Origin of the sequence: Ktedonospora formicarum, from assembly GCF_016587355.1 — a bacterium.
GTDB classification, from domain to species: Bacteria; Chloroflexota; Ktedonobacteria; order Ktedonobacterales; family Ktedonobacteraceae; genus Ktedonobacter; species Ktedonobacter formicarum.
In genome coordinates, this window is sequence record NZ_BNJF01000001.1 from 652415 (window position 1) to 667335 (window position 14921).

At 52.5% G+C, this 14921-nt stretch carries 13 protein-coding genes; 8 read left to right on the forward strand and 5 right to left on the reverse strand.

What is annotated here, in order from left to right; all coding sequences use genetic code 11:
* The first annotated feature begins 71 nt into the window (after window positions 1-71).
* Complete coding sequence (locus K3T82_RS02910) at window positions 72-470, forward strand: ankyrin repeat domain-containing protein (RefSeq protein WP_220191995.1); 399 nt, start codon at window positions 72-74, stop codon at window positions 468-470.
* 89 nt (window positions 471-559) lie between these two features.
* Here K3T82_RS02910 and K3T82_RS02915 read toward each other — a convergent pair whose 3' ends face one another.
* Window positions 560-1312, reverse strand: coding sequence for a hypothetical protein (locus K3T82_RS02915; RefSeq protein WP_220191996.1), 753 nt, complete (start codon window positions 1310-1312; stop codon window positions 560-562).
* Between the two features lie 296 nt (window positions 1313-1608).
* Between K3T82_RS02915 and K3T82_RS02920 the strand changes: the two genes are divergently transcribed.
* The 5 genes from K3T82_RS02920 to K3T82_RS02940 all read left to right on the forward strand — a co-directional run bounded on the left by K3T82_RS02920 (window position 1609) and on the right by K3T82_RS02940 (window position 8522).
* Window positions 1609-3654: a molybdopterin-containing oxidoreductase family protein gene (locus tag K3T82_RS02920; RefSeq protein ID WP_220191997.1), complete on the forward strand. Its 2046-nt coding sequence runs from the start codon at window positions 1609-1611 to the stop codon at window positions 3652-3654.
* Window positions 3655-4046: 392 nt separating this feature from the next.
* Window positions 4047-5552 carry an aldehyde dehydrogenase family protein gene (locus K3T82_RS02925; RefSeq protein WP_220191998.1) on the forward strand — a complete coding sequence of 502 codons (1506 nt, stop codon included), beginning with the start codon at window positions 4047-4049 and terminating at the stop codon, window positions 5550-5552.
* Between the two features lie 114 nt (window positions 5553-5666).
* On the forward strand, window positions 5667-6269 hold the full coding sequence (locus tag K3T82_RS02930; protein ID WP_220191999.1) for an NUDIX hydrolase: 603 nt from the start codon (window positions 5667-5669) through the stop codon (window positions 6267-6269).
* A gap of 340 nt (window positions 6270-6609) precedes the next feature.
* The gene (locus K3T82_RS02935) at window positions 6610-7668 is read left to right on the forward strand and encodes a Gfo/Idh/MocA family protein (RefSeq protein ID WP_220192000.1); all 1059 of its coding nucleotides are present in this window, start codon (window positions 6610-6612) and stop codon (window positions 7666-7668) included.
* Complete coding sequence (locus K3T82_RS02940) at window positions 7665-8522, forward strand: sugar phosphate isomerase/epimerase family protein (RefSeq protein WP_220192001.1); 858 nt, start codon at window positions 7665-7667, stop codon at window positions 8520-8522. Before K3T82_RS02935 ends, K3T82_RS02940 begins: the two co-directional genes overlap by 4 nt.
* Before the next feature lie 53 nt (window positions 8523-8575).
* On the opposite strand, the gene K3T82_RS02945 is transcribed toward K3T82_RS02940, so the two are convergent.
* From K3T82_RS02945 to K3T82_RS02960, 4 genes are all read right to left on the reverse strand, one after another.
* Window positions 8576-9547 (reverse strand): TerC family protein, encoded by a 972-nt coding sequence (locus K3T82_RS02945; RefSeq protein WP_220192002.1) that lies wholly within the window; start codon window positions 9545-9547, stop codon window positions 8576-8578.
* A gap of 398 nt (window positions 9548-9945) precedes the next feature.
* A complete protein-coding gene (locus tag K3T82_RS02950) occupies window positions 9946-11274 on the reverse strand; it encodes a sensor histidine kinase (protein ID WP_220192003.1) in 1329 nt (442 codons plus the stop codon).
* The gene (locus K3T82_RS02955; RefSeq protein WP_220192004.1) at window positions 11217-11573 is read right to left on the reverse strand and encodes a hypothetical protein; all 357 of its coding nucleotides are present in this window, start codon (window positions 11571-11573) and stop codon (window positions 11217-11219) included. Before K3T82_RS02955 ends, K3T82_RS02950 begins: the two co-directional genes overlap by 58 nt.
* Window positions 11557-12231, reverse strand: coding sequence for a response regulator transcription factor (locus K3T82_RS02960; protein ID WP_220192005.1), 675 nt, complete (start codon window positions 12229-12231; stop codon window positions 11557-11559). Before K3T82_RS02960 ends, K3T82_RS02955 begins: the two co-directional genes overlap by 17 nt.
* A 432-nt stretch (window positions 12232-12663) precedes the next feature.
* Between K3T82_RS02960 and K3T82_RS02965 the strand changes: the two genes are divergently transcribed.
* The gene (locus tag K3T82_RS02965; protein ID WP_236031225.1) at window positions 12664-13758 is read left to right on the forward strand and encodes a Gfo/Idh/MocA family protein; all 1095 of its coding nucleotides are present in this window, start codon (window positions 12664-12666) and stop codon (window positions 13756-13758) included.
* An 80-nt stretch (window positions 13759-13838) separates the two neighbouring features.
* Window positions 13839-14888 (forward strand): sugar phosphate isomerase/epimerase family protein, encoded by a 1050-nt coding sequence (locus K3T82_RS02970; protein ID WP_220192007.1) that lies wholly within the window; start codon window positions 13839-13841, stop codon window positions 14886-14888.
* The last annotated feature ends 33 nt before the right edge of the window (window positions 14889-14921 follow it).

The window sequence follows — 14921 nt, forward strand, 5'->3', positions numbered from 1 at the left end:
AGCGCGGTTCCGGTAGTTATGCGATACTCCTAGCAGGATTTGAGTGGCAGACAAAGCGAAGGAGTATGCATATGAATACCAGACCAAGGCTTGAGCAAGAGATTGTCCATGAGTTTGTGGCAAATGCCCACGGTAGTTTAAAGCGTGTCCAAGAACTTCTCGAACAAGAGCCCGCGCTAATCAACGCCGCATGGGATTGGGGTAGTGGCGACTGGGAGACCGCGCTTGGAGCGGCGGCACACACAGGACAACGTGAGATCGCGCTCTACCTGCTGGAAAAGGGGGCGCGTATCGATATCTTCGCCGCTACCATGCTCGGTCAGATCGAAATCGTTCAGGCAATATTAAGAGCCTATCCAACAATGTGCTCAGCCAGAGGACCCCATGGAATCACGCTTATAGATCACGCGAAGGCAGGAGGAGCCGAGGCTCACGCAGCCCTGGAGTTACTTGAGACACTGAACAAATAATAAGCTCGATGGCCTGTTGCCCTCTTACGCTGTACACCACAGGCCATCTAAACCCCAGCATACTGTCAACCAGAACTTGCTGGTTTTTATTATGATACAGATTGGGCTTGAAACGATTGAGGCTCTGATGCAGGCGGTGTTTCCGCGCTGTCCTGATCTGGATGCTGAGGTAGTTCTTCATGCGCACGTGAGGAAGGCTGCACATGGTGTAGCATCTGCTCTAAACGCGCATCGGTCTCCTGCCTCCAAGCTTCAATTTGCTCACCCCACACCGCCAGACTATCCGTCAACGCCTGATATTGCTGCTGCACCAGTTCGCCCTGCCAGACAAGCTGGGTTGAAAGGCTCTGAGTAAGTTCCTCCAATTGCTCCACCCGAAGCGTAAGCTGCGCCTGGCGCGCCATGATAGATGTAGTTCTTTTCCCTTGCGCCTCTATTCGAGAAAGCATATCCTGTTGCAATTGCCGATTCGCCTCCTGATCATTGGCAACCGTCTCTTGCAATTGGATCGAGCGCAAATCCTGATCATTTAAGCGTTGAGACTGGCTCGCGAACTGCTGGCCCGCTGTTTCTAGAGTCTGCTGAAAGGTCAGAGTATGATCCTCAAGAATTCGCAAGAGGAGCACACGCTGATCTGCAAGCCACTGTTCTAATGTTTCACGAAACAGACTCAACGCTTCCTGGTGCTGGCGAACCTGGTCTGCCAAAGAGTGGGTATGATCCCTGGCCTGCTCTTTAAACTCTTGTTGAAGATCATCCAATTGATGTAAGAGACGCTGTTGTGTCTCTCTGACCGTGTCTTTTTGTCCAGCCGCAGAATCCTCTAACATCTCATGTGTCAACGTCGTCATCCTTTGATGAATGAAAAATATAGCGTATGTAACAAGAGCATCAATAAAAATATAAAGCCCAAAGCCTGCTCTCAAGCCCTGACAGTATATAGTATATCCGTGTCCATGCCGAAACCATCGTACTCGCGATAGAGAAGATGGAAGGCATGGTACTTTTAGTCAATCAACTAAAAATCTCTATCTATCTATAGATTCAACGTAGAGTCGAAATCCATTCCGGGCAATGGCTGGCATAATCTGTGGTATTCTAGAGGCAGAGGAATGTATGGCTTTATGAAGGAGCAAACATGGTCGGGAAACGCCAGATTACCACGATGTGTCCTATGAACTGCATGCCAACGCAATGCGGGATGACAGTTGAAGTCGAGAATAACAAGCTACTCTCACTCAAGGGAGACCAACAAAACCCGGACAGCCGGGGCTTTCTCTGTATCAGAGGACGAGCAAGTCAAGAGATCTTTGAGAATCCCAAACGCCTATTGCACCCACTACGCCGCGTAGGAGAGCGTGGCGAGAATACATGGGAGCAATGCTCATGGGAAGATGCGTACACCATGATCACCGAGTCCATCCAACGAACGCAACCGGACCGGGTTGGGCTCTGGCGTGGACATGGCGCAGGCACCACAGGACCAATGAATAACACCCTGCTCAGCCGCTTCGGTATGCTAGGTGGTTTTCAGCAGTGGTCAACCTCCATAGTCTGCTGGGCCATGGGTGGCTATGGGCTGGGGCTCACGGGCGCGCTCAAGACCAACACCAAAGAGGATATGGCCGCGAACGCGCAGACCATCCTACTCTGGGGAGCCACACTCGCCAGTCAGCCCGACCTCGCACCCCATCTGGTAGAAGCACGCAAACGTGGAGCCTACATCATTCATATCGACACGCGGCGAACCGAGGCTTCACGGCACGCCAACGAGGTCATCCTGCTTCCTCCTGGTAGCGACGCCGCGCTCGCCCTGGCTCTGGCACACGTCATTGTGCAAGAAGATATGCACAATCAGGAATTTATTGAACGCCACACACTCGGCTTCGACCAGTTCGCGACCCATCTTCAGCAGTACACACCAGAATGGGCAAGTGCCATCACAGGTATTGAGCCGGAGCGCATTCGCGGTCTCGCGCGTCGCTATGCTCAGCAGACGCCAGCCACAATTGTCATGGGTGGTAGCTCGATGTTCAAACATCAACATGGCTGGGAACCGGCACGCGCCATTGCCTGCCTCCCCGCTCTGACTGGCCAATACGGCCTCGCGGGCGGAGGACTAGGACAGCGCCACGGGGCCTCACCTGAAGGGGTTGGATATGCGAACGTTCTGGCGGACCTCACGCCGCAAGCGCCAAGCGCCACAAGCATTCCCAGCCATATGACCAGCATCACAGAGGCCCTTGTCAATAGAAGCCTCGATGTACTCCTGATCTGTGGCAGCAATATGCTCTCAACCTTCGCGGATTCAAACGCCATCGCACACGGCCTTGAACAAACGGGCTTCATCATGTCATATGACCTCTTCATGAACGAGACAGCCCGGCGCTACGCAGACCTGATCCTGCCCGCCACCGCCTGGCTGGAAGTGATGGGCCTGAAGCAAACCGCCACACATATTTATCTTATGGAGCAGGCCCTTCAGCCAGCCGGAGAAGCCCATTCCCTGATTACGATCATACGTGAACTAGCACGCAGGCTTAATATAGACAATATCTTCCCCTGGCGCGACGAGGAAGACTATATTAACGCCTTCCTCTCCGCCCAAAAGACGGAAACAGGCGAGCCTCTCACAGTCGAGCACCTGCGCCAGCAGAAAGGCTACTGGCAGAAGAACAACCTTTCACACATCGCCTACTTAGACCACAATTTCCAAACGTCCTCGCACAAAGTTGAGTTCTGGAGCGAACGCGCACAGCAGGCCGGATTAGCGCCACTCCCATCCTACACAGCACCAGCTGGCGATGAGTATCCGCTACGCTTCTGCCAGGGTCGCACGCTGACAGCATTCCACGCCTTCTTCGACGAAGGACAGGCCCTCCCGACACTCGCTAAAGCCAACCCAAGACCTGAGCTCTGGATTCATCCCGTGGATGCCCAGAAACGACACATTGAGCGCGGGACCTCAATTGTGATTACAAATAAACGCGGCCAATTTGAGGCCCAGGCGCATGTCACAGAGGATATTTTGCCAGGTACGGTCTGGATGCGCGATGGGTGGGTAGGAGTCAATCGCGTCACCAGCGGAGCTCCTATTGTGCCACTTGCCGCCAACGATATTGTGTCAGGCATCCCCGGTGGGCAAGCCGCCTATGACGCCTGGGTCGAGGTTGGCGCGAAATAGGAATAAAGCCGAAGGGTCATGAGTAGGTAATTTTACCAAAAAAAGGAACGTTAGTTTGAAACTATGTTCCTTGACTTCACTTTTGCTTCCCCATTATACTCAATATATGAGTACTCATCCGATGAGCAATTTCCTTGCTGCCAAGATTCGCGCGTTTCTTCGTCACAGCAAGAAAAGACACGATCCAGTGAATGGAGCTCATCGGATGTATTCCTCTTGTGTTATTGCCTCGTTGTAGTCCATCTGAAGACATTCTTTTCTCACACTTTATCGCCCGCTGAAAGCCAGGAAGTTACAGTAGAAGGAGAGGGCGAGATAGATTCCCCCTCCGATTGTTTGTTCTCTGCCTATCAGGCATGACAATGCTGTCTAGCAAAGGAAAGGTATGAAACATGGCTGTTTCTAACACCGAAATCAAGATTGTTCCAGAGGTCAGTTCCTTTATTACCCAACCCAGGCCCATGCTCATCGATGGCAAATGGGTGCAAGCCGCCTCTGGCAAAACGTTTCCTGTATACAATCCAGCCACTGGCGAAGTGATGGCGCATGTCGCCGAAGGAGACAAAGAAGATATCGAACGTGCAGTAAAGGCGGCGCGTAAAGCCTTCGAGAGTGGTCCCTGGCGCAACATAAGCCCTTCAGAGCGTGGACGCATGGTCTGGAAACTCGCAGACCTGCTAGAAGCGCATGCTGATGAGTTCGCCCAATTGGAGGCACTTGACAACGGTAAGTCCGTAAAGGTCGCCAAGGCGGCTGACGTCGCTCTCGCCGTCGATATTTTTCGTTACATGGCAGGATGGGCCACTAAAATTGAAGGCAACACCATTCCCATTTCTGGTGTCACAGCTCCGCGCTCGACCTTCTTTGCCTATACCCTGCGTGAGCCCATCGGAGTCGTAGGTCAAATTATTCCCTGGAACTTCCCCTTATTGATGGCCGCATGGAAACTGGCACCGGCACTATCCGCTGGTTGCACCATCGTCCTGAAGCCTGCCGAGCAGACCCCGCTCTCAGCCCTGCGCCTGGGCGAACTGATCCTTGAAGCGGGTATTCCGGAGGGCGTTGTTAACATTGTACCAGGCTATGGAGAAACCGCCGGAGCCGCACTGGCTGCACATCCAGACGTGGATAAGATTGCATTCACAGGCTCAACAGAGGTGGGCAAAATCATTGTGAAGGCTGCGGCTGGCAATCTCAAGAAGGTCTCCCTGGAACTAGGCGGAAAATCGCCAAACATCGTCTTTAAAGACGCCAACCTGAAACAAACCATTCCAGGGGCAGCCTTCGCGATCTTCTTCAATCATGGTCAATGCTGCAACGCCGGATCGCGGCTCTACATTGAACAAGGAGTCTTCGATGAAGTGGTAGAGGGGGTCGCGGAAGAAGCGCAAAAGATTAAGCTGGGATCAGGCTTTGATCCAACCGCGACCATGGGGCCGCTCGTATCTGATGAGCAACTCAATCGTGTTTGTGGATACCTGGAATCGGGCTTCAGCCAGGGAGCAAGGGCCCTCACAGGAGGTAAGCGCTTCGGAGAAAAGGGCTACTTTGTCGAGCCCAAAGTGCTCGTTGATGCCAAGCAAGATATGAAAGTAGTGCAAGAGGAAATCTTTGGCCCGGTTGTGGTAGCCATCCCCTTCAAAGATCCCAACGAGATTATGCCACTAGCCAACGACACCACATATGGGCTGGCCGCTGGCATCTGGACCAATGACATCTCAAAGGCGCATCGTTTCGCGGCCCGCTTACGCGCGGGAACAGTCTGGATCAATAGCTATAGCGTCTTTGATGCCGCGCTGCCGTTTGGAGGCTATAAACAATCGGGCTGGGGTAGAGAGATGGGACATGAGGTGTTAGAGAACTACACCGAGGTCAAATCTGTTTGCATTGGCTTGTAGATTAGCCTATAATGCCGGGGTGAATTTGGCCCAAAAGAGGCAAAAGTCGTTATGAGAGATCGTTGCCCGCTGCCTGTTCAGTGGGCAACGACTTTTTAAGAAAAGGGAGACATCATGCCAAAGGACCTGGCCCCCTGGCAAGTAGTAGATAGCCGCATCAGTTATGAAGATCCCTGGTTACGCATACGTACCGATACCTGTAAGACCGCCCAAGGACACATCATCGAATCCTACCACGTGCTAGAAGCATTGCCCTGGGTCAATGTCATCGCCCTGACGACTGAGGGTAAAATCGTCCTTGTCCGTGAATATCGCCATGGCGCGAGACAAATTTTGCTGGGGCTCCCCGGCGGCGCGGTGGAACCATCGGACCGTGACCCGCTCGCCGCCATTCAGCGCGAGCTTCGCGAGGAGACTGGGTACAGTGGAGGTGAATTCTTCCAGGTGGGGCAGAGCTACGCCAATCCAGCAAACCAGGGTAACATCGTCTATGCGTTTCTGGCGCTGGGTGTCACACAGACGCGAGAACAAGAACTAGATGAAAATGAGTATATCGAGATCGTGCACCAGGACTTCAACGCATTCCGTCGCAAGGCCTGGAGCGGAGAGATAGCCCTCCAATCTCTCTATCTGGCAACACTTGGTCTCACAGAGCACTTTATTCAGAACAGCAATCATCCCTCGCTTCGCGCTATCCGTGACACACTTCTCTCATAAGAGTCAATGCCTGTTGACTGCTAGTGCTGGCTACTCAGGTCTATGGGCAGCTAGCACCTGACGGACCGTTCACGATTATCAGTAAGGGTTTGAACATACGACGCTCGACACCTCAAATTCCACTAGCATTGATAAACTATCGCCATCATATCACACACCTTCCTCACACTTGACGACACTTTGGAGACCTTCATAGTGCGAAAATGCGTCCTGTGGCTGAAGCAAGACATGCGAGTGTGATATCCTATCCATAATAGGCAAGCCGGTTGGGAGCATGAGGCTCCCTCATAGACTTATGCACGTTAACGACCGGCTCGAACCATTGGAGGTTTTATTCTTGATGGAAAAGCTACGCTTTGGCATTATCGGCTGCGGCGTGATTGGTCAGTTACACGCACAGGCACTTTCATCCCTTCCCGATGCCCAACTGGTTGCAGTTGCAGATATTCTCGAAGAGAGAGCGCAGAAGTTAGGAAGCAAATACAACGTAGCCACCTACACAGATTACCAGCAGATGTGGACAGAGACCGAACTCGACGCGGTCTGTATCTGCACACCCAGCGGATTACATGGCACACCAGCTTGTGACGCCATGCGAGCCGGATTGCATATCGTTGTCGAGAAGCCCATGGAAATTCAGCTCGAACGCATACAGGAGATGCTGAATGTGCAGCGTGAGACCGGGCGCACAATGACAGTTATCAGCCAGCATCGCTTTGATGCCGCGTCCCAGCGCATTCACCAACTTATCGAAGAGGGCGCGTTCGGACGCCTCGTGCTCGGCAACGCAGCAATTCCCTGGTGGCGCTCACAGGCGTACTATGATAGTGGCGAATGGCGCGGGACCTGGGCACTTGATGGGGGTGGCGTACTCATGAACCAGTCGATCCACTCCATCGACCTGCTCCAATGGTTTATGGGTCCGGTCAAGAGCCTGCAAGCCTATACCGACACCCTGGTCCATTCCATGGAGACAGAGGACGTCGCCGTTGCCATCTTGCGCTTCGCCAATGGGGCATTGGGCACGATCACAGCCACCACCGGAGCCTATCCCGGTGTCACAACCCGCATTGAAGTCTTTGGTGAGAAGGGATCAGGCGTGATTGAAGATGACCGCTTGAAATTCCTCCACCTCGCACGGGATGAGAAAGAGGCAGTGGGAGCCTACGGACAAACGGGTCTCGGCAAGATAACCGAGGAGGAAGCAAGCGTAACGGGAACCGCCGATCCCAGCAATATTCAGTCCTCAACGCATGCCACACAGATAGCGGACTTCATCAGCGCCATCCGCGAGAACCGCTCACCAGCCATCGATGGGCAATCAGCCCGCCATCCGGTCGAAATCATCCTGGGTATTTATGAGTCCGCACGCACAAAGAAAGAGGTAGTATTTTCATGATTCGGCTCTCCGCTTTCGCCGACGAAATCTCGCCTGATCTTCACGAACAGATTACCGTTCTCAAGGAGCAAGGCATTCACTATATCGACCTGCGTGGCGTCTGGGATACCAATGTCCTGCAACTGAACGACAACCAACTTGCCGATATCAAACGCGAACTAGAGGCAGAGGGCATCGGCGTCGCCGCCATTGCCTCACCCATTGGCAAGGTTCCAGTCACCAGTTCCTTTGAGGAGCATCTGCAACACTTCGAGCGAGCGCTGGAAGTGGCTCGTTATCTGAATGCGCCCTATATCCGCATCTTCTCCTTCTATCCTCCAATGCTGACAGAAGCCACGGAACAGGGACAGGAGAGTACCCCAGGGATTGACGCCTACCGTGAGGAGATTATTCAGCGCCTTACAGTGCTAACACGTAAGGCCGAAGAGGCAGGTGTTACCCTGATCCACGAAAACGAAAAGCTTATCTTTGGCGACACCATCGCGCGCAACGTTGACCTGCTTAAGAGCATTAATTCACCCAGGTTGCGAGGCGTGCTTGATCCCGCCAACTATCTACAATGCGAACAGCAGCCCTATCCAGAGGCCTATGAGGCTATCTCTCCCTGGCTGGAATATGTTCATGTCAAGGACGTGAACGCAGCCGGAGAACTGGTAGTCGCGGGCGCTGGCGACGGGCGCTGGCCCGATATCTTGCGCAGATTACGCGCCGATGGCTACGATGGCTTCCTCTCGCTTGAACCACATCTGGCAGCTGCAGGGGAATATCAAGGCTTCAGCGGCTCAAATCTCTTCCGCAAGGCCTCCCAAGCGCTCCAACATCTGCTTAAAGAGATGGACTGGGAATACGCATAACAGCAATTGAGGAGTGGCGACTTGCCACTCCTCAATTGCTGTTATAGGATATACTAGGAGGGTACCTTTGTAGTCTCCTTCTCCTCCTTGTGCGAGGCCGTCTCCCCTATACGACGCGCGCGAATGGCTGAAGCAATGATGGCAACGGTCAGCACCAGCGCGATAATCGCAAGTGAGAGGAACGTGGGGATGTGGAAGAAATCCGCGACCAGCATCTTGACACCAACATAGGAGAGAATAACCGCTAGACCAAGCTTTAAGTAGTGGAATTTGTGAATAATGTTGGCGAAGACGAAGTAGAGCGAACGCAGCCCCAGGATCGCGAAGACGTTCGAAGTGTAGACGATAAAGGGATCATTAGTAACGGCGAAAATCGCGGGAATTGAATCGACCGCGAACACCAGATCTGTCGTCTCGACGACAATCAGGACGAGCAACAATGGTGTCGCCAGACGCTTACCATTGATCTTCGTAAAGAAGCGCGCGCCATCGTAATTATCTGAGACAGGGAGTATACGACGCATCAACTTGAGTATGGGATTGCGTTCGGGATGCACCTCCTCATTCTTCTGCACGCCCATACGAATCCCGGTAAAGACCAGGAAAGCGCCGAAGATATAAATGATCCAATGGAAAGTATCTAGCAGAACCGCGCCAACACCGATCAGAGCGCCCCTCATCACCAGCGCACCCAGGACGCCCCAGAAGAGTACCCGATGCTGATATTTAGGGTCGACAGCAAAGAAGGTAAAGAGCAAGACAAACACAAATATGTTGTCAACACTCAAAGACTTCTCAATCAGGTAGCCTGTTAAGAACTGAAGCGCGATATCCGGACCTTGAAAGAAGTAGATACCAACATTAAAGGCCAGAGCCAATGAGATCCACACCACACTCCAGATAAGTGCCTCTTTGATTGAAACCGTGTGCGACTTACGGTTAAAGACCCCCAGATCCAGGGCCAATAATATGATGACGAAGGCATTAAACGCCACCCACGGCCAGATGCCTTGCGTTAGAAACATTGTTGCTTCTCCTTAAAAACAGCCTGTTTAAGCCCATAACATGCACTCATAACCATCCCCCTAACACGCTGCTATAGTTAGTATAGTGTCGTTATTCAGGTCCTCCCATCAGCCGCGACAGCTCGCTGGTATCCTGAAACACAGGCGGAATTACTGTTAGCAATGCATATGTTGGTTGAGGCAAGAGATTATTCACACACACAAGCAGCCTGCAGGACATGCTTATGTATGTATCTATTAACGTAAACGTTGTCGTGTAGAAAGAATCAAATGGCATAAATGTGCTTCACACTCAATGCGAGAAGTATAACGACCTGTCATGAGGTAAGACTGTGATAAAGCTGAATTCTGACTGAGAACAGGCGGAGAAAACATAAGCTTATTCTCAGTCAATCCGATTACATAGCAAGAGGAAGCCAGACGTTAAAGATACTCCCCTCCCCTGGTTGACTTTCGGCAGTGATGCGTCCATTAAGCTGTTCAACTAACATCTGGGCAATAGACAAACCAAGGCCAGTTCCCTCACGGGAACGAGCGCGATCCGCGCGGTAGAAGCGCTCAAAGATATGGGGAAGATCATCTGCCTCAATCCCGATACCATTGTCTTTTACCTGGAGCAGAGCTTCATTGTTCTCTCGCTTCAAAGACACGGTGATTGTTCCGGATCGCCCATCCTCGCGTATAGGCGTATACTTCAAAGCATTATCTATCAGGATCAGCATAATGCGGCGCAGACTCTCTTCACTTCCATACACACGCACTGGCTCAATATGACTCACTTCGAGCTTAAGCGACGACTTGTCGATAACCATGCGTCCTCGAAGCTGGCGCACCAATTGCAGCAGCGCATGATCCCATTCCACCGGCTGCTCACGCGAACCACTCTCGGCGCGAAGCGGTTGCGAATCTTCCTTATGAGAAAGGGTCTTGGAGGTATCTGAATTGGCCTCAGCGCGCGCTAAAAGGAGCAACTCATCGACCAGGCGAGCCAGGCGTAAGGTCTCACTATGCGCATCGAGGAGCATTGTTTTACGCTCATCCGATGGAAGCTCATCAGAATGGCGCTGAAGGAATGCCAGATTTCCCTGGATAGTCGTCAGGGGCGCGCGCAACTCGTGGGAGGCGTCCGCAATAAAGCGATGCTGAGCCTTGGTTGCCTTCTCTAGCGCCGCGAGCATCTCGTTAAACGTATCCACCACCTCAATCATCTCATCATGACCTCGAGGACGCTCCACACGCTGATTGAGGTTCCCAACATGGACTCCCCGCGCCGCATTGGCAATATTGCGCGCCGTCGCGACGATATCGGATAGCGGGCTCAGAACGTTGGTTGTAATCACCCAGCCCACGCTAAGAGCCGTAATGAGTACAATGCTCCCAGATATGCAGAGCAGGAGTAATAATTGGGCCTTGGTAGCCTCTTCAGCATGCAAGGACTTGGCAACCATAAGCACACCAATTGTCCCAGGGGTCCCTGAAGTCTGATTTAAACCAAGTCCATGAATCGCCTCCACCAGGACGCGAATTGGCTCTTTATCCTTGCCCGTGGTTGTATAAATTTGTTGATCCTGTTTCGAGAGCGCCTGCTGAAAGACTTCAGGAGAGGGCTCGATGTTAAGCGCGTCATTCTTGGAGATATAGCGCACACCCTCTCGCTCATCAAAAACTTTCACCGTAATACCAAGCGTATCCTTGGAGAGGCTATGGGTATCAATGACATTGAGCACCAATCGGGGGGCCAGATAGTATTTCCTGAAATAGAGGCATTGCGTGTAAGCTCTGAGCGAATATTGGCCTGAGCAGTCCCGGCCTCAGCTCGTAATGAGTTATCCACGCCGTTATATAGCGACTGGGTAGTGAGAAGAAAGACGAGTACACCAAAGACCACCAGAGACATCGCCACAAGGCCCCCATACCAGGTCATAAGGTGCAGGCGCAGAAGGCGAGGGCGTTTCTGAGCTGGTAGAGATGGCGTATTTGGATCGTAGAGCTCTTGAACAATCAGTGCTTTACTCTTTAAAGACATAACCAATGCCACGAACGGTATGAATAAGACGTGGTTCACCATCGGCTTCCAGCTTGGTACGCAGATAACCGATATAAACCTCTAACACATTTGAGGAGCCTTCAAAATCGAGTCCCCATACGCGATCCATAATAATATCGCGGGTCAAGACCTGTCTAGGGCGACGCAAGAAGAGGGCCAGCAACTCATACTCTGTCGGAGACAGCTCGATTTCACGTGGGCCGCGATGCGCGACACGCGTTCCCGTATCCAACTCCACATCAACGTAGTGTAAGACTTCATGGCGTTCAGCCTGATTGCGCCGCAACATAGCCTTGATACGAGCAACCAATTCTTCCGGGGCAAAAGGCTTAACAAGATAATCGTCCGCACCAACCTCGAACCCTTTAACACGATCCGCGACCGTATCGCGCGCGGTCAGGAGTAATATAGGTACATTATCACCTGCCACACGTAGGCGCTGTACCACCTCCAACCCGTTCAGTCCGGGAAGCATCACGTCCAGAACAATAATATCAGGCGCGCGCTCTAATGTTCGCTTGAGCGCTTCATCACCGCTAGCCGCCACAGCGACGCTGTACCCCTCATAAGCAAGAATACGTCTCAATAAATCAGTAATGCGCGGGTCATCATCTACGACCAGCAAGTGTGCTTTCATGCGATACTCTCTTCTTCTTTTTGGTCTCCATGTGTGGTATAGCAAGAGTAGTATAGCACCGTACTCTGATACCTGACTAAGAGGTTTCTGAGATCATCCTGAGAATACAATATTTCAATGCTAGCCTGCTTTCATATCTTCCAATAGGGCAGCCATATGTTGTAGACTTAGTAGATAGGTATACTGTTGGTGCCAACAAAGCGCTGTTACCATGCGGTCAAAGCATGCACCAATGCGCCAGAAGCGTTGGACATCTGAACGGTGTTCAGCCGTGCCCTTAAGGGGGATCTTAGAACGGCAACCATGACCTGAACACTGCTTTGAAACCGAGTTGGGCACACTCAAGCGCATGAGTGGTGAATCGACACATTAACATCTTCATGGCACTTGGTTGTAGAGCCATAGCTCAAGGAAAGAGGCTTTGACTTGGAAGTGAATAACAAAGTCAACGTAGGTATTATCGGATGTGGAGTAATCAGCTCCATCTATCTAGAAGCTCCAAGTAAGTTCGATATTTTAAACATTGTCGCATGCGCAGATATTGATCTAGATCGAGCGCGTGCCCAGGCAGAGAAGTACAATGTACCCAAGGTCTGCACAGTAGAAGAGCTACTCGCCGATCCAGACATCGACATCGTGCTCAACCTGACCATCCCCAAAGTACATGCCGAAATCGCGCTTGCGGCGCTTCAGGCTGGTAAATCTACCTATAGCGAGAAGCCGCTGGGCGTCAGCCGCGCCGAGGCACAGCCACTACTGGAGACCGCCCGCGCGAACAACCTACGGGTTGGGTGCGCCCCCGACACCTTCCTGGGCGGTGGCATTCAGACATGTATCAAGCTCATCAACGATGGCGTCATTGGAACGCCTGTCGCGGCGACCGCCTATATGATGGGGCATGGACCCGAGAGCTGGCATCCCAATCCAGAGTTCTACTATCATATCGGTGGTGGACCAATGTTTGACATGGGCCCCTATTATTTGACCGCGCTTATCTCAATGCTAGGCCCTGTGCGCCGCGTCTCTGGAACCACACGTATTACCTTCCCCGAACGCCTCATCACCAGTCAGCCTTTCGCGGGCCAGAAGATTAATGTGCAGACACCCACACACGTTGTAGGTAATCTCGACTTCGTCAGCGGCGCGATTGCGACTGTTACAACCAGCTTCGATATCTGGTCACATGAGCACCCATTAATCGAAATCTATGGATCTGAAGGTTCGATCAGCGTGCCCGACCCCAATACATTTGGTGGCACAGTAAAAGTACGTCGCGCTGGCGACCGCGAGTGGACCGATGTTCCCCTGACCCATGGCAATACAGAGAACTCGCGTGGCATCGGCGTCGCGGATATGGCGCACGCGATACGCAAGGGTACACAGCATCGCGCCAATGGCGAGATGGCGTATCATGTACTTGATATCATGCAGTCCATTCATGAATCCTCAAACGAGGGTCGCCATATCGAATTGAGCAGCACATGTGAGCGCCCAGCGCCACTACCCTCGCAAGAGCCCCTCTGGTAGAGGCAATCTCATTTACGACTAACCTGACACTACATCATAGAAGTCGTACACGGAAGTACCACCAAAGGAGAAAACGATCAATGTCACAGATCAAAGGACCAGCCATATTTCTGGCGCAGTTCGCTCAGGACGAGCCACCATATAATACCCTCGAAGGCATTACTGCCTGGGCCAAAGACCTTGGCTATAAAGGCATTCAAATCCCGGCGTGGGACTCGCATTTCATCGATCTGGACAAAGCTGCCGAGTCGAAGCAGTATTGTGACGACCTCAAAGGGCAGTGCAATGGGCTGGAGATCACCGAATTAGCGACACATCTTATTGGGCAACTCGTCGCCGTCCACCCAGCCTTTGATATCATGTTCGACGCCTTTGCTCCCGCCACTCTACATAACAATCCTTCTGAGCGGACAAAGTGGGCAGTTGAGCAGATGTTTAAAGCCATTAAAGCCTCGCGCAACCTGGGCCTCGACGTTCTCCCAACCTTCTCGGGAGCGCTCCTCTGGCATACCATGTATCCCTGGCCCCAGCGCCCACAAGGGCTGGTAGAACTGGGCTTCAAAGAGCTTGCCCAGCGCTGGCAGCCAATTCTGAATGTTGCAGAGGAGCATGGTGTTGACCTGGCATACGAAATCCATCCAGGAGAGGACCTGCACGATGGTGTCACGTTCGAGCGCTTCCTGGCGGCGACTGGCAATCACTCGCGGGTGCATATCCTCTATGATCCCTCACACTTTGTCCTGCAACATCTCGACTATATCAATTACATCACATACTACAAAGATCACATCAAAGCCTTCCATGTGAAGGATGCCGAGTTCAATTCCTCACCTCGCTCTGGCGTCTATGGTGGCTACCAGGATTGGCAGGACCGCCCCGGTCGCTTCCGCAGCCTTGGCGATGGACAGGTCGACTTCAAGCGAGTCTTCTCGCAACTGACACAGATTGGCTACTCAAGCTGGGCTGTCTTGGAGTGGGAATGCTGCATCAAGGACTCTGAGCAGGGCGCGCGCGAGGGCGCGGAGTTCATTCAGAGCATGCTCATTGACACGCCAACCAGAGCCTTTGACGACTTCGCAGGCGGAGCCGCCGATGAAGCCACCAACCGCCGCATTCTCGGTCTTGACTAGACCGTCTGCGTAATCCAGATTACAGGAGGAATG